Genomic DNA, 20,070 nt, shown 5'->3' with positions numbered 1-20,070 from the left:
GGCGCTATTACGTTCCGAAACGATCTTTCAACGCCGCCTCAACGGGCGGCGTTACGAATTTTGAGACATCGCCTTCAAGTCGCGCGATCTCTTTGACCAGTTTGCTGGCGATGGCTTGATGCTGGGCCTCAGCCATCAAAAAGACGGTCTCGACACTGTCATCCAGCTGACGGTTCATGCCAACCATTTGGTATTCATACTCAAAATCCGCAACCGCACGAAGGCCGCGAATGATAATCCCTGCCCCCACATCATGGGCGCAATTGATCAGCAGGTTCTCAAACGGATGGGCCACGATCTCGATCCCTGTCTCGGCACGCAGGCTTTCCATCTCGGCCTCGAGCAAGGCGACCCTCTCTTCGAGTGAAAACAAAGGGCCTTTGTCACGATTGATCGCAACACCGATCACCAACCGGTCCACAAGGGCAGCAGCACGGCGAATAATGTCCAAATGGCCCAGAGTTATGGGGTCAAATGTACCGGGATAAAGACCAACACGCATCGGCAACCTTCCTGTGACGTCGCGCGCCAAGCAACAGCATTAAAGCAACGGGTGCAAGGGGTTAATGCCCCATAATCATGCCTTCCAGCGCATCTTTTTCCATCGCCAGTTCCGCTAATCTGGCTTTGACCACATCTCCCAAAGTGATCAGGCCGACCATCTGGCCGTCTTCAACCACAGGCATGTGGCGAAACCGCCCTTCTGTCATTGTGTGCAACACTGCATCGGCTGTTTGGAAACTGTCGCATGTGACCAAATTTGTGGTCATCATCTTGGACACAGGTTCGCTCAGGCAGCCATGTCCGCGCTTACCGATCTCGCGCACGATGTCCCGCTCAGACAAAATGCCCAAGGCCACACGCCCGTCTGTCGACACCACGACAGACCCAATTTTGCGCGCAGACAAAAGTGCTGCGGCGTCTGACACCAATGCCTCGGGGGTGATACTGACCACGCCATCATCTGCCTTGGATTTCAAGATTTGCTGCACCAGCATCGTCTGTCTCCCTTTTGATTTGCGTGGCTCCACTGTGCAATCTGCTGCGACATTGTGTCAAGCAAGCGCCTCAAGTTTTGCAACCTCCGCGCGTAATCCCGTGACCAGACGTTGGGCAAATCGGCTCAAACGCTCGACCCGTGCATCACTGGCATGGCGCACCAGATAAAAACTGCGGGTCAGTGAAACCTCGTCCGCGAGGACCTTTTGCAAGCCTCCCACCAACGGCATGGCAAAGTCATGGGCCACCCCAACCCCTGCACCTTGGCGCAGCATATTCAATTGCACCGACACTGAATTAGAGGCCAACGCCACACGTTCGACCCCCATCTCGTTGAGGTAATCCAACTCTTTGTCAAAGATCATATCTGGGATGTAGCCCACGATCGGATGATCGCGCAGATCGGCCACGTTGCGGATCGGTGGTGCGGAATTAAGATATTCCACCGATGCTGCAACATGTAGGCGATAGTCTGCGATTTTTTGCACACTCATCCGTCCGGCCACAGGGGGGCTGACGGTTACGGCCATATCGGCTTCGCGTTTGGACAGGTTCACAACCCTTGGCAGGGCCAAAATCTGGATCTCAAGCTCGGGGTTTTCGCGACTAATCTCGGCGCAAACCTGCGGCAACAGGAAGTTGGCCGATCCGTCAGGTGCCCCAATGCGGATTTGCCCAGTCAGGCGACCCTCGGATCCTTGCGCCTCTTCGCGCGCCAACGCCATAGCCCCTTCGGCCTGTTCTGCATGGGTTTGCACCCGCTGTCCCAAATCCGTCAGGGCATAGCCTTGTGGTGATTTGGCAAACAGCGCTCCACCTAAATCCGTCTCCAGCCGGGCGATCCGCCGTCCCACGGTTGCTGGATCAACCTTCAGGGCCTTTGCCGCCGAAGACAGGCTTTCTAGGCGCGCGACAGCCACAAATATCCGCATATCATCCCAACTGATCACTCTGGCTATCCCTGCATTTTTGCAAAACAATTTTGTATAACTGGCGCTTTTCATGGCAATTTTGCAAGGCTAAACTCTGCCCAACGAAACGGAGGATTCCATGCAAGAACTCACACATTATATCGGCGGTGCTCATGTCAAAGGCACGTCAGGCCGCTTTGCCGATGTCTACAACCCTGCAACAGGCGAGGTGCAGGCCAAGGTGCCTCTGGCGAACAAGGCCGAAATGGAACGGGCCGTGGAAATCGCCGCCAAAGCCCAAGTGGCATGGGCCGCAGTGAACCCACAACGCCGCGCCCGTGTGATGATGAAATTCGTCGATCTGTTGAACCGCGACATGGACAAACTGGCCGAGGCTTTGTCCCGTGAGCACGGCAAAACCCTGCCCGACGCGGCAGGCGACGTGCAGCGCGGCCTTGAAGTGGTGGAATACTGCATTGGTGCGCCGCAGATGTTGAAAGGCGACTACACCGATTCAGCAGGCCCCGGCATCGACATGTATTCCATGAAGCAGGCATTGGGCGTGACCGCAGGCATCACCCCGTTCAACTTTCCCGCCATGATCCCCATGTGGATGTTTGCCCCCGCAATCGTTTGTGGCAACGCGTTCATCCTGAAACCATCCGAGCGTGACCCGTCCGTGCCATTGATGCTGGCCGAATTAATGGAAGAAGCCGGTTTGCCCAAGGGCATCCTTCAGGTCGTCAATGGCGACAAAGAAGCGGTGGACGCGATCCTTTATGACGACACGATCCAATCCGTGGGCTTTGTCGGCTCGACCCCTATTGCTGAATATATCTACGGCACGGGATGTTCCCAAGGCAAGCGCGTACAGTGTTTCGGTGGGGCCAAGAACCACATGATCATCATGCCCGACGCCGATATGGACCAAGCCGCAGACGCGCTGGTGGGCGCAGGGTATGGTGCCGCAGGCGAACGCTGCATGGCCATCTCGGTCGCAGTCCCCGTGGGCGAGGACACTGCAGATCGCCTTATCGAAGCACTTGTGCCTCGTGTTGAGGCCCTGAAAGTCGGCCCCTACACCTCCGGCAATGATGTGGATTACGGCCCCGTGGTGACGGCGGCAGCCAAGTCTAACATCGAACGTTTGGTGCAGACAGGAATTGATCAAGGCGCAAAACTGGTGGTCGACGGCCGTGATTTCAGCCTGCAAGGCTATGAAGACGGGTTTTTCGTTGGCGCGCATCTGTTCGACAATGTCACCAAAGACATGGACATCTACAAGCACGAGATTTTCGGCCCGGTCCTATCCACAGTTCGCGCGCAAACCTATGAAGAGGCGATTGGCCTCGCCATGGACCACGAATACGGCAACGGCACCGCGATCTTTACCCGTGACGGCGACACAGCACGTGATTTTGCCAACCGGATCAACATCGGCATGGTGGGCGTGAACGTCCCGATCCCTGTGCCTTTGGCCTATCACACCTTTGGCGGCTGGAAGAAATCCATGTTCGGTGATCTCAACCAACACGGGCCAGACGCGTTTAAATTCTATACGCGCACAAAAACCGTGACCTCGCGCTGGCCTTCTGGCATCAAAGAAGGTGGCGAATTCAGCATTCCAGTGATGGAATAGGGCTCTTTACGCTCTCAAACCACTGCAAAAGGGGCGCCCTCGGGCGTCCTTTTTCATGTCTTGGGCGCATATAGACTGCTTTTGAAGCCAAGGGCGCCGCGCAAGCGCCCATCTGCCAAAGCAATGTTATGCACGGCCCGAACCAAAGCAACGCGGCCCTTAATCGGGCTGATCAACACCAGCACAGCGGCCTCAACGAAACGCGCCAACATGAAAAACGGCGCTTTCCAGAGCGGCTTTTTGCGCAAGATCGCCCCGTTGCGGGCCTGATCGCGGCTGCGACGGTAATGATATCCAAGGCTTAGACGGTGCAGCGGGATTCGGTCATACACAACCGCGTCTGGCACCCATCCACGCCGCCCCCCTGCCGCCTTCAGCGCAATGCTAAAGGCCGTGTCAGATCCACCAGTGTAGCGCAAATTGCCGTCAAATCGCAGACCATGCTGTGCCGCGAACGACAGGCGCAGCGCCCAGTTGTTGGTATAAGCGTCTTGGGTTCCATCGGTGCCGTTTGCGGTCCTCTCAGCACGCCGCGCTTCATTACGTCCGGCTTTTTGCTGCAAAAACCCCAGAACGGCCGATTGCCAAAAGGTTTGAACCGGCGTTTCAGCTTCAATGCGCAACGGTCCCCCGACCAAATCCAGATCCCGATCCCAAAGCCCCTGCACCAGCGCCACCAACCAGCCCTGATCCACGCGCTCATCATCATCGACAAAGGTCAAGATATCCGCGCCCATCGTCAACGCGCGCTCCAAAACCGCGTTGCGTGCAAAGGGAATTCCGGGTTCGGGTTCGATGTCGTAGAGGACTTTATGACTGATAGCGGCCTCAAACTGTGCCACTTGTGCCCCCAAGGAGGCAGTATCGGCATTCTCGATCACCACAAAGGCTAGCTGCACATCTGCGGGCTTGTCCATCTCGACAAAGGACGCCAGCAAACGGGCCAACATCGCGGGTCGGTCTTTTGTCACAACACCAATCGCAATCATTTTGGGCGGGATGCGGCGGATCACGAACGGGCCTTTGTTGGAAAAACTTAGCCGTGGGTGTAATTTATTGGCTGGGCTTTGCAACCAGTTTCGCACCGGACACTGCTTGCCAACGGGGCCGACCACTGCCACAATTTAACAACTGTTCAATTTATGGGAGGGCCAGATGGATTTTGCAGTGAGCGAGGAACAAACAGCTATTTTCGACATGGCGAAGGACTTTGGCACGCAACACATCGCCCCCTTCGCCCGCGAGTGGGAAACCCAAGGCACCATCCCCAAGTCCCTGTGGCCCCAGCTGGCCGAGTTAGGCTTTGCCGGGCTCTATGTGAGTGAGGAAAGCGGCGGTACGGGCCTCAGCCGTTTGGACGCCACATTGGTGTTTGAGGCGCTCTCCATGGCCTGCCCCTCGGTCGCTGCTTTCCTGAGCATCCATAACATGTGTGCCAAAATGATTGACGCCTATGGCTCTGACGACCTCAAGGCGCAATTTTTGCCCAAAGCCCTGACCATGGAAACTGTGTTCAGCTATTGCCTGACCGAACCAGGCTCGGGATCAGATGCGGCAGCCCTGAAAACCAAGGCCACCCGCTCCAATGAGGGCTACCACTTGACAGGCACCAAAGCCTTTATATCCGGTGGCGGCTATTCCGACGCCTATATCGTGATGTGCCGCACCGGTGACGAAGGCCCCAAAGGGATCTCGGCCATGATTGTTGAAGACGGTGCCGATGGCCTGTCCTTCGGTGGCCTCGAAGATAAAATGGGTTGGCGCAGCCAACCTACGCGGCAAGTACAGTTAGACAATTGCTACACTGATGCAGGAAATCTGCTTGGCGATGAAGGAAAAGGCTTCACTTATGCGATGTCGGGCCTGGATGGAGGGCGCTTGAACATCGCTGCCTGCTCTATCGGTGCAGCCCAATCTGCACTGGACGCCACTGTTGCTTATATGGCCGAACGCAAGGCCTTTGGGCGCCCAATTGACCAGTTCCAAGCGCTTCAATTTCGCCTTGCCGATATGGAGATCGAACTGCAATCAGCCCGTGTTTTCCTCCGCCAAGCCGCTTGGAAACTGGACACCCAAACCCCCGATGCCACACATTTTTGCGCCATGGCAAAAAAGCACTGCAGCGAGGTCGGCAGCCGTGTCGCAGATGGCTGCCTACAGTTGCACGGCGGCTACGGGTATCTGGCAGACTACGGCGTTGAGAAAACAGTGCGCGACCTTCGCGTCCATCAAATTCTGGAAGGCACCAATGAAATTATGCGCCTGATCGTGGCGCGCCAGTTGGTAACAAAACAATGACCGACATTCTGATCCGGCGCAGCGGCAAAGCAGGCCATATCACCCTAAACCGCCCCAAAGCGCTAAACGCCCTGACCCACCAAATGTGCCTCGATATCGAGGCGGCGTTAGACCAATGGCAAGATGATGATCACATCAACCTCATCCTGATAGACGCAGCCGGTGACAAAGCCTTTTGCGCTGGCGGTGATATCGCGGAAATGTACGCCACTGGCTTGGCCGGAAATTTCGACTACGGTCGCCAGTTTTGGGCGGACGAATATCGCCTGAATGCTAAGATCTTTGACTACCCCAAACCCGTGGTGAGCTTTCTGCAAGGCTTTACCATGGGCGGTGGTGTTGGTGTTGGCTGTCATGGCTCGCACCGGATCGTCGGTGAAACCAGCCAAATCGCCATGCCCGAAGTCGGCATTGGTCTGGTCCCGGATGTGGGCGGCTCCATGATCCTGGCCAACGCACCCGGACGTCTGGGGGAATACCTTGGGATTACGACCGAACGCATGGGCCCTGATGATGCCTGCTACGTTGGCTTTGCGGACATGTTTATCCCGCAAGATCAATGGGAAAGCCTGAAAACAACGCTACAAGACACAGGCTCTACTGATCCAATTTCTACGGCGTCTTGCCCCGCCCCAAAAGGCACTTTGACCCAACTTCAATCCCAAATCGACCATCATTTTGGCGGAGAAACCCTTGGGGATATCCTTCGCGCCTTGACACAGACAGAAACCGAGTTCACCGCGCACTCTTTGAAAAAGCTTAACCGCAATTCACCCCTTGCCATGGCAAGTGCTGTCCAAATGATTCACCGTTTGCGCGGACAAACTGACATCAAAAAGGCGCTGGAATTGGAATACCGTTTCACGTCTCGATCCATGGAACATGGCGATTTTATCGAAGGTATTCGTGCCGCCATCATAGATAAGGACCGTTCCCCAAACTGGCGCCATGCGGTTGATGCAGTGCCCGCTGTTGATGTCTCAAAAATGTTGATGCCACAGCGCGGCATCACATTGTTTAAAAAGGATAATAAGATGAAAATCGGCTTCATTGGATTGGGGAATATGGGGGCCCCCATGGCCCAAAACCTCATGGCAGCTGGCCACTTTGTGACCGGTTTTGACACCATCGCAGCGCCACATGGCGTGGCCTTGGCCGCCAATGCTGCGGACGCTGCAAAAGACGCTGATGTCGTGATCACAATGCTGCCAAATGGCGCGATCTTACAGGCCGTCGCAGATCAAATTGTGCCCCAGATGCCCAAAGGCGCGGTGTTGTTGGATTGCTCTACCGTGGATGTTGAAACAGCCCGCAATGTGGCCCAGCAAGCCGTAGACGCCGGGTGTTTGGCCCTTGATGCACCTGTTTCCGGCGGGATTGGAGGGGCCAGCGCCGGCACGCTTACATTCATGGTGGGCGGCTCGGACAAGGCGTATGAAATCGCTATGCCTTTGTTTGAAATCATGGGCCAGAAATCAGTGCATTGCGGCCCTTCCGGCAATGGCCAAGCCGCAAAAATCTGCAACAATATGATCCTTGGAATTACAATGATTGGCACCTGCGAAGCCTTCGCTCTCGCCGACAAATTGGGCCTCGACCGCCAAGCAATGTTTGATGTGGTTAGTACCTCTTCGGGCTATTCATGGTCCATGAACGCCTACTGCCCTGCCCCGGGCATTGGTCCCACCAGCCCTGCCGACAATGAGTACACCCCCGGGTTTGCTGCTGATCTGATGCTCAAGGACCTGCGCCTCAGCCAACAAGCGGCCCACGCCGCTGACGCCGACACTCCCCTAGGCCAAGCTGCAACGGATCTCTATGAAACCTTCGTTGAAAATGAAGACGGCGCAGGCAAAGACTTTTCCGCCATGCTACCTCGCTTCGAAAAACGCAAACGACCTTAGCTTCTTTTTTCCAAAAATACTCAAATGGCCGATGCGATAGCATCGGCCCCACCGCGCCCCCGCAGGGGGCGCAATACCTTATTCGGCCGCGATCCGTCTTGGGTTCAACATCGGCTTGAGGTAGTGCCCTGTATAAGATCCCTCAACCTCGGCCACTTTTTCCGGCGTGCCCGTGGCCACAACAGTGCCCCCGCCATCCCCACCTTCAGGCCCAATATCAATGATATGATCAGCGGTCTTCACCACATCCAGATTGTGCTCGATCACAATCACTGTGTTGCCGCCCTCAACCAATTCATGCAGCACTTCCAAAAGCTTACGCACATCTTCAAAGTGCAGACCCGTCGTCGGCTCATCTAGAATATAAAGCGTGCGCCCCGTGGATCGCTTGGCCAATTCCTTCGACAGCTTCACGCGCTGAGCCTCGCCCCCAGACAAGGTCGTGGCCTGTTGACCAACCTTGATATAGCCAAGCCCCACCCGCATCAGCGCATCCATCTTCTCGCGAATAGACGGCACTGCTTTAAAAAAGTCCTGCGCGTCCTCAACGGTCATATCCAGCACATCGGCGATCGATTTGCCTTTGAATTTTATCTCTAAAGTCTCACGATTATAGCGCGCGCCCTTGCAGGTCTCACATTCCACATAGACATCGGGCAGGAAGTGCATCTCGATCTTGATCACACCATCGCCCTGACAGGCCTCACAGCGCCCGCCTTTGACGTTGAACGAAAACCGCCCGGGTTTGTAACCCCGCGCTTTGGCCTCAGGCAGACCCGCAAACCAATCGCGGATCGGAGTGAACGCCCCAGTATAGGTTGCAGGGTTCGAACGCGGTGTGCGCCCAATAGGCCGTTGATCAATATCAATGACCTTATCCAAATGTTCCAACCCCTTGATCGTCTCACAAGGCGCTGGCGTCTGCCGCGCACCGTTTAACCGCATCGAGGCAGTCTTGAAAAGCGTCTCAATGGTCAGAGTCGACTTACCCCCACCAGACACACCGGTCACACAAACAAACTTACCCAGTGGAAAATCGACCGAGATGTTTTGCAGGTTGTTTCCGCTGGCCTTCTTAACGCTGATCTTCTTTTTGTTGCCCTTACGACGGGTTTTGGGCACCGCAATCTCGCGCTTGCCGGTCAGGAACTGACCAGTGACGCTATCTTCGTTGCCCGCAATTTCGGCTGGCGTGCCTTTGGCCACGACTTGACCGCCGTGCACCCCTGCGCCTGGGCCAATATCAAACACATAATCAGCCTCGCGAATGGCCTCTTCATCATGTTCGACCACAATCACGGTATTCCCCTGATCGCGCAAATTTTTCAATGTTGTCAACAGCCTATCATTGTCGCGCTGATGCAACCCAATTGATGGCTCGTCCAAAACATACAAAACCCCCGTCAGGCCCGAGCCGATCTGCGACGCCAATCGAATACGCTGACTTTCCCCACCAGACAGCGTCCCCGCGTTGCGCGACAAGGTCAAATACTCCAACCCCACATTGTTCAAAAAGCCAAGGCGTTCACGAATTTCCTTCAAAATAGCCCGGGCAATTTCGTTCTTTTGAGATGTCAGGCTAGCAGGCACTTTCTCGCACCAGTCATAAGCCTCGCGGATCGACATTTGCACCACTTGGCCCACATGCAGATCAGCGATTTTCACGGCCAGCGCTTCAGGGCGCAGGCGATATCCGCCACAATCTCCGCAGGATCGGTTGTTCTGATAGCGCTCAAACTCTTCACGGATCCAATTGCTGTCGGTCTCGCGATAACGGCGTTCCATATTTGGAATGACGCCCTCAAATGTCCGCGTCACTTGGTAAACACGGCCACCTTCGTCATAGCGGAACGGGATCTCATCATCGCCCGAGCCGTACAAAAACACCTGATGCACATGGGGCGGCAGTTTGTTCCACGGCGTGTTCTTGTCAAACTCGTAATGCTTGGCGATGGCCTCTATCGTCTGCAAGAAATACGGAGATTTGCCTTTGCGCCATGGCGCCAAAGCACCGTCATACAGCTTCAAGGTTTGGTCCGGCACCACCAGCCGTTCGTCGAAAAACAGCTCCATTCCCAGACCGTCGCAGGACGGACAGGCCCCAAACGGCGCGTTGAACGAGAACAAGCGCGGCTCGATTTCGGGAATGGTGAACCCACTGACAGGGCAGGCAAATTTCTCGGAAAACGTCTTGCGCTCGGGGTCGCCTTCGGTGGGGGCTGTCTCTAAGATCGCAATCCCATCAGCCAAATCCAAGGCCGTGCGCAAACTGTCCGCCAGCCGCGTCTCCAGACCCTCACGCACCACAATCCGGTCAACGACCACATCAATGTCGTGGCGGAATTTCTTGTCCAAGGTGGGCGGTTCGTCCAATTCGTAAAATTCGCCGTCTACTTTGACGCGCTGAAAGCCTTGCTTGCGCAGTTCCAAAAACTCTTTGCGGTATTCGCCTTTACGGTCGCGCACGATCGGGGCCAGCAGGTATCCGCGCGTCCCCTCCTCCATCTGCATGACCGTGTCGACCATGTCTTGGACCTGTTGCGCCTCAATCGGCAGGCCTGTGGCGGGCGAATAGGGTGTACCGACACGCGCAAACAACAGGCGCATATAGTCGTAAATCTCGGTCACTGTGCCCACGGTCGAGCGCGGATTTTTCGACGTTGTTTTCTGTTCAATCGAAATCGCTGGCGATAGGCCTGAAATATGATCCACGTCAGGTTTCTGCATCATATCAAGGAATTGGCGCGCATACGCGCTTAGGCTTTCTACATAGCGCCGCTGGCCTTCCGCATAGATCGTATCAAAGGCCAGACTGGATTTGCCCGAGCCCGACAGGCCGGTGATAACAACCAGCTGATCGCGGGGAATATCCACGTCGATAGACTTGAGATTATGCTCGCGCGCGCCGCGCACTTCGATGTTCTTCAGCTCAGGCATCCCGCCCCCCATTCATACTTGGGTAACAGATAGGTCATCAAAGACGAGTCTCCAACTGTAAATGCAGAACATTTCAAGAACGTGAGCGACGGATCCTAAGCCATGCCACCACACAAATCCCAATGGCCGAACACAGGGCGATGAAAATCGCAAAAGCGGTCGGGTTGCGCGTCACAAGGAGTGCCGCCAACAGCGGTGCACCGCAGGTCGTGCCCACATTGCCCATTTGCGCCATAGCGCCCATAGCATAGGCCCGATCCGTTTCACTGGTGTTAAGTTCCGACAAGCTGGAAAAGCTGCCTGACGGAATAATTCCCGAGATCCCGGTTATGACCAACGCCGCCCAAAACAAGCTGGCCGGGGCCACCAGCACCAAAAACCCCGCAACCCCCATCAACGCAAAGCCCCAAATGACCACGCGAACGCCCCCCATCCGGCTGAGCATCCAAACACCAAGGGTCAGCGAGACAACAATCGACAAAAGAGGCATCAACCCCGAGGCAACCGCAGCTTCTTTGGGCGTCATAAAATCCGGCAAATATGCCAAAAGCGCGATATACATCATCGTGTACCACACAAACCCCAATGCAGCGGCAGACAGCCAAGGCGAGCGGTAGATTTGAACGTGCACCGTGACCCAGTCTTTGATCGACAGACGCGGTGGCTGGTCACGTTGGCGCGGGGCGGTCGGTAAAACGGCCAGCAAAATCAACGCAAGAATCAGCATGTAGATGCCGTGCCCAAAGATCAGCCCCCCGACGCCGAACCGCGCGATCACCGGTCCAGCGATCACCGCAATTACTGCGTAGGACACACCAAAAAACGCACCCCAAAGCGTCATAAAAGCAGGCCTTAATCTATCTGAGGCGTATTGCGCCACCAGCACCGGGGCCGCGACCACGATGACCAAATGCGCGATCCCTTCAACAAAACGACTGGCTAACAGCACGGGGTACACAGGCATAAGCGATTGTAAAAGAGAGATAAAACCGCTGACCAATAGGCCTAACAATAGCATTTTTCGCAGGCCGATCCGGTCAACTATGACGCCGCCTACAACGCCAAAAACCAGACCAACTACGCCGACCGAAGACATCAAAAAGCCCAGCCAAACCTCCGAGACATCATAGATCTGACGCAAGGCTCCAAAGGCCACGGCCAGTTTGCCAAACTGCGCAGCAGCCCCCAATCCGGCCAACCAGATCAGCAAAATGACAGCAATAGGATATTTTGGCAGGGCAGACACGAAAGCTCCCGCGTACGAGGTGCACGCAGGAGCAGGATTAGGCCGAAAGCTGGAAAGCTACAATCAGTGATTACATGTGGATGACGCGGTCATAGGCATCCAGCACGCTTTCATGCATCATTTCCGACAAGGTCGGATGCGGGAAAACAGTTTCCATCAGGTCTTGTTCCGTGGTTTCCAACTGACGGCCCACCACATAACCTTGGATCAATTCCGTGACTTCTGCGCCAATCATATGCGCACCGAGCAACTCACCGGTTTTTTCATCAAAGATGGTTTTGATCAGGCCCTCAGGCTCGCCCAAAGCTATGGCCTTGCCGTTGCCGATAAATGGGAAACGCCCGACTTTGATCTTATAGCCCAGCTCTTTCGCTTTGGCCTCGGTAAAGCCGACGCTGGCCACTTGGGGATGACAATAGGTGCAGCCCGCAATGGTTTCAGGCTTGACCGGATGGGCCTTTTTACCGGCCACCAATTCAGCGACCATGACGCCTTCGTGGCTGGCCTTGTGGGCAAGCCACGGAGCGCCAGCAATATCACCAATGGCATAAAGTCCGTCTACGCCAGTGCGGCAGTATTCGTCTGTGACCACGTGGGTCCGATCGATTTTCACGCCCAAAGCTTCCAACCCGAGGTTTTCTACATTGCCGACGATCCCAACGGCCGAGATGACTGTGTCAAACTCTTGTTTCGTGACTTTGCCGCCAGCCTCGATATGGGCGGTGACTTTGCCTTTGCCGCGGTCCAACTGTTTGACCATGGATTTCTCCATGATCTTCATGCCTTGCTTTTCAAAGGATTTCTTGGCGAATTTGCTGATTTCCTCGTCTTCTACAGGCAAGACGCGGTCCATCACTTCGACCACAGTCGTGTCCGCGCCCAGCGTATTATAGAAGCTGGCAAATTCGATCCCGATGGCGCCGGATCCAATCACCAACAGCTTTTTGGGCATACGTGGCGGGGTCAGCGCGGTTTTGTAGGTCCAAACCAGATCGCCATCGCCCTCAAGACCGGGCAATTCGCGGGCCCGCGCGCCAGTGGCAAGGATGATGTTTTTCGATGTCAGCTCTTGAGTGCCTTTGTCGGTCTTCACACTGACCTTGCCTTTGGAGGGCAGCGTGGCTTCGCCCATAAAGGTCGTAACTTTGTTCTTCTTCATCAAATGAGAGACGCCACCAGACAATTGCCCCGCAACTGTGCGCGAGCGTTTGACCACGGCGTCCAGATCATAGCCAATTCCATCTGCTTTCAGACCAAATTCCTTGGCGCGGTGCATCAGGTGGAACACTTCGGAACTGCGCAACATCGCTTTTGTGGGGATACAGCCCCAGTTCAGGCAGATGCCACCCATATGTTCGCGTTCGATAATGGCCACGTTCAACCCTAACTGGGCCCCACGAATAGCGGCAACATAGCCCCCCGGGCCTGCCCCAATTACGATCATATCGAACGATTTAGCAGCCATATTGAACATCCTCAAAAAAGTAGTTTGATATTAAACTATTATTTGACATACTCAAGCATGGTTTTCACCTGCGCAAAGTGACGCGGGTCGGATTTCACGCAAAGCGCGCCGATTTCACACGAAAGAAGGTAAGAATGCAGCTAGGCTGGGACCTGCAACGCTTTAACCTGTGCGCCATAACCACCTTCAGTGATAAAGGCCACCTCTGGAGCAGTGGTTTCGCGGCACAGAGCCTCGTTGCGGTAAGGGAACCGGCCAAAGCGCCGGATGATTTCGCGATGGGCTTGCGCATGTAGCAAATGCTGCCCGCCCTTGTCGGGCATACGGGTCAAAAACAGACGCACAGCGCGATCTTGATCACAAAGGTTCTCGCTGTGCATCAAGGGCATGTAAAAGAACTGTCGCGCAGGTGCATCAATTTTCATATCCCAACCGCGATGGATGGCGACTTTGGCTGCCGCGCGGGCGTGCTTGTCACTGGCAAAAGCTTTGCCCTGCCCTCGGAACATATTGCGCGGAAATTGGTCCATCAGGATGATGTAGGCCAAAGTTCCTGTAGGGTGAGTGAGCCACAAACCAAAGGTGCCTTCGCAGGCGCTTTGCCATGCCGCCTCAAACTGATCTCGGATCGCTTGGTCCAGATGTGCTTCCCCAGAATACCAGTCCTTGGGCGTTAAATCATCCAACCAGAACTTCAAAACGTCGTCAGGTGTGGTCATGGCGTAATCTCACCGCATCACAGTTGCTGTTATAAAAACGTTACAGAAGTGTTAATTCAAAACAAGGGGGAAATCCGACAGGGTTAACACATGCCATGTCAATATGTTACAGGTCCGTGTGATGTTACAGGCCCGTGTTCTCGCGTTCAGCCTCTTCTTCTGCCAGTGCTTCGTCCTCTAGGGCCGTCTCAATATAGACCTCTTGGGCAACTTCCACAGCGATTGGGGATGCCGCAGGCGAAATGGCCGCATAGGACGTCATGTCATCAACACTGACGCTGACCACGCGCTGGGTCATCCGGTAGGCTGCATAAATCGCCAGCCCCGCCATCAGCACAAAGATGTAAAAGAAGAACCCTTTGGGACCAATGACACCCATAATCCACCCTGTCACAACGGGACCGACGATCGCCCCCAAACCGTTGATAAAGATCAGCCCGCCACTGGCTGCAGCCATATCTTCGTGTTCCAGAAAGTCGTTGGTATAGGCAATCAACAACGAATAAAGCGGGTTCGATGTGCCGCCAATAATGAAACCCGCCACCAGCAATAGCTCGAAATTGCCCGAGGCCAGATAACCCAAAATCGCAGCCGCCCCGCCAACGGCCGCCACAGCAAAGATCAAGACGCGGCGATCCATGCGGTCCGAGATCCAACCGATGGGATATTGCAGCACAAGGGCCCCAATATAAATCGCCGAGACAAAGATCGAAATCTCCCCAAGGCTGAGCCCTACAAGATTGCCAAACACCGCAGCCATGCCAAATTGCGCGGCAAAAACACCGCCCAACAAGAACATTCCAACGCAGCCCAATGGCGAGGTTTCCATGATCTTGCGCAAGGTCATGGGCTTGGCCGTGTCAAAGGCCGGTGTTGGGGTGATCGACAACAAAATCGGCGCAAAACTGATCGATACCAAAACCGACGGGATCACAAACAGCAAAAAACCCGTAGAATCCGGCAAGACCAAAAGACCCTGAGCCATCACAATCCCAAACATCTGCACAATCATGTAAAGCGACAGGGCTTGTCCGCGTTTTTCATTGGTCACAGAGTTGTTCAACCAGCTTTCCGCCGTCACATAAACGCCCGAAAACGCAAATCCGATGATCACGCGGCCAATGGTCCAAGACGCCAGATATGGCAGGGCCGGATAAAGGATCAACACCGCAGAGATAAAGCTAGCAAGCGCCGCAAAGACCCGCACGTGGCCCACACGGCGGATCAATTCCGGGGTCAGACGTGAACCACCCAAAAAGCCCACAAAATAGGCCGACATCACAATGGAAATTTCCAAAGTGCTAAAGCCCACGGATTCCGCGCGCACCCCCAGCAAAGACCCCTGCAAACCATTGCCCACCATTAAAAGCATCATGCCCAACAACAGGGCCCAAGAGCTGCGCAAAACGTCTAACATTGGCCGGTCCCTTTCTAGGTGGCGTTTGAGGATGGGCTATCTGGTGCGACAGGGTTGGTCTAGGTCAGAGGCGACTTAGGAATGTCGGTTCTATCGTTGTGGAAACAGTAAGGATGCATCGCCATACGAAAAGAACCTGTATTTTTCGTGAACAGCATGGGCGTAAATTTGCCGGATGGGCTCCATCCCCAAAAATGCGCTGACCAGCATCATCAAGGTGGATTTGGGCAGATGAAAATTGGTCATCAACCCGTCGGCCACATTGAACGTGAACCCCGGCGTGATGAAAATATCCGTCTCGCCCTCCCAAGGGGCAATTTGTTTTGTTTGGCGTGCTGCGGTCTCGATCAATCGCAGGGCAGTGGTGCCTACAGGAATGATGCGGCCACCTGCGGCCTTGGTCGCTGCAATCTCGGCGGCGGCCACATCAGTGACGCATCCCCATTCCGCGTGCATTTTGTGATCGGACACATCATCGGTTTTCACCGGCAGAAACGTGCCCGCACCCACATGCAGAGTGACGTAAGAAAATGTCACGCCCTTGGCCGTCAAAGCATCCAGCAAAGCTTGATCAAAATGTAGCGAGGCCGTGGGGGCAGCAACGGCTCCGGTTTTGTCGGCCCAAACCGTTTGATAATCCTGCGCATCTTGGGCGTCGGCCTTGCGCAGCGCTTCGATATAGGGCGGCAAGGGCATCGCACCGGATTGGGCCAAGGCCATCTCAAATGCATCGCCGTGCAAGTTGAATTTCAATTCCGCTTGGCCTTCAATCTTGTCTGAAACTGTCGCCCAAAGGTTCGGTGCGAAATCAATCCGTTCGCCTACGTTGACCTTGCGCAGGGGCTTGACCAAACCCATCCACCCGCCGTTTGCTGAAGGTTGAAGCAACGTCACTTCGATCTTGGAGGACACGCGGCCCTGCGCGCTATCGCGCCAGCGCTGGCCTGTCAGCCGTGCAGGGATCACGCGTGTGTCATTGAGAACCAATCGATCGCCAGCGCGCAAGATATCCACCAGATCCGTCACCACTTTGTCGGCGATCTGGCCGTCTTGAGCCAGCAATAGCCGTGCGGAACTGCGGGGTTTGGCAGGCCGCGTGGCAATTAATCCGTCTGGCAGATCAAAGTCGAATTGCGAAAGTTTCATCAGCTTGGCCTATTGTAGCTTTGGGGGCGCCCGCCGAAAGATCTCGCGAAACATGCCCGGGGTCAGAATCGACAGCGGGTTGACCTGTACCTGCGGGTCTTCTGCCGTGCCACCCAAATTGAAGTTGAACCCAATCAAACCCTCGCCTTTGCGGGTAAAAATCTGTCCAATCCCGTTCACCGCATAGATCGGCGACAGGACGCCTTGCATATCCATCGCCCCATTCACCAGATTATAAATCCCGTCCATCGAAATCCCCATGGACGGGCCTGTGGCACTGCTTTGAGCCAAAATAACTTGGTTCGGGGTCAATCGAAACTTGGCGTCGACTTCGCCAAACAGAATTCCGGACGAGGCCATCTGATCCAGCAAGCCAATGATGCTGACAGCACTAAGGATCTGCGCCAAAGACGGCGCGTCTTGGATCCGCGTTTCGACCACTTTGAGCGTGCCATCATAGGTGCCTTGGGCCCCTGTGGGCTGAAGCGTCAAATCAAACTGTCCGCCGCGGGCATTGCGCAAGAGGCCCGCGGCACGCAACAGTTTTCCCGCGTCTTCCGACTGGATGCGAATGGCCGTTCCGTTGCGCCCCGGCGCCAAGGCCCCAGTAATCGGGCCTCTGCCGTTGACCGATCCCGTAAACGCGCCATTAAACGCACCTTGGGTTTGGAAATTGCCGCGAAAATCAGTCAGGCGGATCCCTTGGGAAATACGCAAGCTATCCAACCTTAGATCGATTGGACCACCCTGCCCGCTACCGCCGCCACGGCCAAATTCAGTTTTCGAAAGATCCGCCGTGCCCCCTAAGACCGCAATCGCCGGAGGGACATCGCGGCCCCGTCCTGTAAGTGTCACTGGCGCATTCAGCCATTGCCCCACACGGACGTTGGAAAAGACTGCGCGTTTTAAAGTGCCGCCCGCATTCAGTTCAAAACTACCCGCCACGCTGAGGCCAGCGCTGTCCAATTCAAAGCGGTCAATTTTGGGCGGCGTGCCCAATTGCCCCGACAGTCTGAGGGATCCACGCCCATTGGCCGGTTTGATCCAGCCTAAATCCTGCAAAGACACAGTGGCTCCGCGCATATCCGAGCGCAGATCAAAGGACGCAGGCTGATTAGGCCGCAACACTAAATCAAGATCCGCTGTGGCACGACCCTTGATCGTACCCGGCGGCAACGCCACGTTAAACTCGCTCAAAAACGCGTTGGACAGGGCAACTTCGGCGGTAACGCGGCTGCCTTGGCTGGCCGCACCTGACCCGAACGGCTGACGCCAGGTCCCGCTTGCAGGGACTTGGCCAAACATCACAGGCCCCGTCAGTGCAAGACCTTCGTTATCCACTGCGACCTCTAGCCGATCCGAGCTTAGAACGCGGTCTTTGACCAAGGTATCGCTGCGCACCCCAGTGGCCACACCCGCCACAGACAGATCGATATCGGCCAAGGTCAGCTTTTGTTGCAACGCAAATCCAAGGGTGGTGCGTCCGCTGACGCGCCCATCAACCAGATTGACGGGCTGTTTGGCCTTGGACATCACATTGAACGGCGGCAAATCCAGAAAAGACAACACACTTGTCACTGTGCTGTCAGTGTTGAGAGCAACCTCGACCTGCGGGTTTTTCCCGCCCATTTTGGGGATAATGAAACTAGATCCGCTGAAATCGATCCGCCCCCCTTGGGGTGCATCCACCACAGCCTTTTGGGCAACAATGCTCAGGCTGTTATCGATAATGCTGAGATATCCGGCCGCATCCACCAAAGGCGGCAGGGTCTTGATGATCTGAACCTTGGCCTGCTCAAAGGAAAACGACAGGGCTGCGTTGGGAGAGGCCTCGCCGCGCAAGCGCAGCGCCGCTGTGCCGTCAGTAATCGTGCCTTCCTTGACATTTTCGACCACCCAGTCGCGGGTTTTGGCCCCCAGTGTTTGCGGCCATGCGGTCAGGATCTGGGCGACCGAGCTTTCGCCAATCTGCGCATCAACGGCCATGTTCCAGCCTGCGTCAGTGGCCTCAACATCGCCGGACAAAACAACAGGCGCCCCATTGGGTCGCAGGGTAAATTGCCCCACATCCACACGAAACGGTGCAAGCCCCAAACGCATGTCCAATGCAGCCGGTCCCAATTCCAGTGGCTCCGAATAAAGATTTTCCGGGTTGGCGGACAATTCACTAAACTGAAACTGCCCCAACAGAGTTGTTGGAACGCCCCGCGCCACATCTCGCAAATAGGCCTGTCCCGAGGCCACAGCCGACACAGTATCGCTGGCCACACGCACTTCATCGAACCGCAGCTGCTGTTTGACCGGATTATAGGTGAAATAGGTGCGCGCTGATGAAAATGGGATCGGCCGCACGGCATCCCGAGGGGCCAAAGCCCCCTCGCCGATCTCCAGCTTGCCAAACAGTGGCCCCAAGGTGCCATCATCGGTCAGATCAAATCGCATGGCACCAGAAATGGGCGCGTCCAGCACCGATAGCCACGACAGCGCAGGCGATTGCACTGCGATGTCAGCGGCAGGCATATCAGTGATGGTAAATCCAACGGATCCGCCGGTCCGCCCATCGGGGCTGTCAAAACTAGCCTCGACCGTGGCAATTGATGCGCCCCCGGCCAAAACTGCAAAGTCTGTGCGCAGCCGCATGGCATCCGCTGAACGGCTAAGTTCCATTCGCCCGCCATCCGCCAGCCAGTTGCGGCGCGATTGAACATCTGTGTAGCTCAGGCTGACGCTGTCCGCGACAAAAGCCTCAAGGCGCGCCAATTCGGGGCGGGCAAAAAAGAGGTCAATTTGGGTCAGGATCTGCGCCAGACTGGCATTGTCCCCCAACGCATTTTGCCCATCCCCTAACGAAACATCCAATGTTCCATCCGCATTGCGCAAAAGACTGACCAAAAGCCCGGACAGATCTACGCGGGCCACTTCAAGCTCGCCGCGCAGGGCGGCACTACGACTAAGGCTGGCCGAAACCTCGCCCACTTCGGCCAAAACCTTGCCAGTGCCATCGCTCAGGCCCACGTTTCGCAATCGCACTGTGGCGCTCAGATCCGGCTCGACAACCAATCGTACGTCGTCCATTTTCAACTGACCTTGCGGGATCATCGCCGATGCACGGTCCTCCAGACGCACCAAAACCCAGTCCGGTGCCTGCATTTCACGGCCCAGCATCGTATAGCCGGCCACGGCCAAAACTGCGGGTAGCCCCACTATAATCATCAGCAGCGCCCACAGCCACTTGCGCCGCGCGCGCTTGGGCGCAGGCGGCTGGGTTTGAGGGGGCGGATCGCTGGGCGTGGTCATAGGTGCTGTGTGTCTCGGGCAGCTGCGTGCCATCATCTGTGCGGTATCGGCTTTATCTTCGCAACTTTGGCCCTAAAACAAAAGTCACCAAT

14 protein-coding genes and 1 pseudogene are annotated in these 20,070 nt (G+C 55.6%); 4 read left to right on the top strand and 11 right to left on the bottom strand.

Annotated elements, in window-relative coordinates; translation table 11 throughout:
* Window positions 1-7 precede the first annotated feature (7 nt).
* The 3 genes from coaD to ACIRQ6_RS05875 form a co-directional block, all read right to left on the bottom strand.
* A complete protein-coding gene (gene coaD, locus ACIRQ6_RS05885; protein WP_420863204.1) occupies window positions 8-502 on the bottom strand; it encodes a pantetheine-phosphate adenylyltransferase in 495 nt (164 codons plus the stop codon).
* A 61-nt stretch (window positions 503-563) separates the two neighbouring features.
* The gene (locus ACIRQ6_RS05880; RefSeq protein ID WP_420863203.1) at window positions 564-998 is read right to left on the bottom strand and encodes a CBS domain-containing protein; all 435 of its coding nucleotides are present in this window, start codon (window positions 996-998) and stop codon (window positions 564-566) included.
* 57 nt (window positions 999-1,055) lie between these two features.
* Window positions 1,056-1,931: a LysR family transcriptional regulator gene (locus ACIRQ6_RS05875; protein WP_420863864.1), complete on the bottom strand. Its 876-nt coding sequence runs from the start codon at window positions 1,929-1,931 to the stop codon at window positions 1,056-1,058.
* 118 nt (window positions 1,932-2,049) lie between these two features.
* Between ACIRQ6_RS05875 and ACIRQ6_RS05870 the strand changes: the two genes are divergently transcribed.
* On the top strand, window positions 2,050-3,549 hold the full coding sequence (locus ACIRQ6_RS05870) for a CoA-acylating methylmalonate-semialdehyde dehydrogenase (protein WP_420863202.1): 1,500 nt from the start codon (window positions 2,050-2,052) through the stop codon (window positions 3,547-3,549).
* 53 nt (window positions 3,550-3,602) lie between these two features.
* Here ACIRQ6_RS05870 and ACIRQ6_RS05865 read toward each other — a convergent pair whose 3' ends face one another.
* Entirely contained in the window at window positions 3,603-4,562 is a 960-nt protein-coding gene (locus tag ACIRQ6_RS05865) for a glycosyltransferase family 2 protein (protein WP_420863201.1), read from the bottom strand.
* A 142-nt stretch (window positions 4,563-4,704) separates the two neighbouring features.
* On the opposite strand from ACIRQ6_RS05865, the gene ACIRQ6_RS05860 reads away from it, so the two are divergent.
* From ACIRQ6_RS05860 to mmsB, 3 genes and pseudogenes are all read left to right on the top strand, one after another.
* Window positions 4,705-5,847: an acyl-CoA dehydrogenase family protein gene (locus ACIRQ6_RS05860; protein ID WP_420863200.1), complete on the top strand. Its 1,143-nt coding sequence runs from the start codon at window positions 4,705-4,707 to the stop codon at window positions 5,845-5,847.
* Window positions 5,844-6,821 (top strand): annotated as a pseudogene (locus tag ACIRQ6_RS05855) (enoyl-CoA hydratase/isomerase family protein); the annotation flags it as partial. The gene ACIRQ6_RS05860 and the pseudogene ACIRQ6_RS05855, both read left to right, overlap by 4 nt.
* Window positions 6,822-6,881: 60 nt before the next feature.
* A complete protein-coding gene (gene mmsB, locus ACIRQ6_RS05850; protein WP_420863863.1) occupies window positions 6,882-7,751 on the top strand; it encodes a 3-hydroxyisobutyrate dehydrogenase in 870 nt (289 codons plus the stop codon).
* A 78-nt stretch (window positions 7,752-7,829) separates the two neighbouring features.
* Here the strand turns inward: mmsB and uvrA are convergent, their stop codons facing one another.
* From uvrA to ACIRQ6_RS05815, 7 genes are all read right to left on the bottom strand, one after another.
* Window positions 7,830-10,688 carry an excinuclease ABC subunit UvrA gene (uvrA, locus tag ACIRQ6_RS05845; RefSeq protein WP_420863199.1) on the bottom strand — a complete coding sequence of 953 codons (2,859 nt, stop codon included), beginning with the start codon at window positions 10,686-10,688 and terminating at the stop codon, window positions 7,830-7,832.
* A 73-nt stretch (window positions 10,689-10,761) separates the two neighbouring features.
* Complete coding sequence (locus ACIRQ6_RS05840) at window positions 10,762-11,934, bottom strand: MFS transporter (RefSeq protein WP_420863198.1); 1,173 nt, start codon at window positions 11,932-11,934, stop codon at window positions 10,762-10,764.
* A 70-nt stretch (window positions 11,935-12,004) separates the two neighbouring features.
* On the bottom strand, window positions 12,005-13,399 hold the full coding sequence (lpdA, locus tag ACIRQ6_RS05835; protein WP_420863197.1) for a dihydrolipoyl dehydrogenase: 1,395 nt from the start codon (window positions 13,397-13,399) through the stop codon (window positions 12,005-12,007).
* 140 nt (window positions 13,400-13,539) lie between these two features.
* Window positions 13,540-14,118: a DUF924 family protein gene (locus tag ACIRQ6_RS05830; RefSeq protein WP_420863196.1), complete on the bottom strand. Its 579-nt coding sequence runs from the start codon at window positions 14,116-14,118 to the stop codon at window positions 13,540-13,542.
* 124 nt (window positions 14,119-14,242) lie between these two features.
* Window positions 14,243-15,535, bottom strand: a complete 1,293-nt coding sequence (locus tag ACIRQ6_RS05825) for an MFS transporter (RefSeq protein WP_420863195.1) — start codon at window positions 15,533-15,535, stop codon at window positions 14,243-14,245.
* 90 nt (window positions 15,536-15,625) lie between these two features.
* Complete coding sequence (queA, locus tag ACIRQ6_RS05820) at window positions 15,626-16,681, bottom strand: tRNA preQ1(34) S-adenosylmethionine ribosyltransferase-isomerase QueA (protein ID WP_420863194.1); 1,056 nt, start codon at window positions 16,679-16,681, stop codon at window positions 15,626-15,628.
* Window positions 16,682-16,690: 9 nt separating this feature from the next.
* On the bottom strand, window positions 16,691-19,978 hold the full coding sequence (locus tag ACIRQ6_RS05815) for an AsmA-like C-terminal region-containing protein (RefSeq protein WP_420863193.1): 3,288 nt from the start codon (window positions 19,976-19,978) through the stop codon (window positions 16,691-16,693).
* Between the last annotated feature and the right edge of the window lie 92 nt (window positions 19,979-20,070).

This window comes from Algirhabdus cladophorae (genome assembly GCF_044772865.1).
GTDB classification, from domain to species: domain Bacteria; phylum Pseudomonadota; class Alphaproteobacteria; order Rhodobacterales; family Rhodobacteraceae; genus Algirhabdus; species Algirhabdus cladophorae.
Note: the sequence above shows the minus strand (reverse complement) of the source record. Positions and strands in the feature narration are given on the sequence as shown.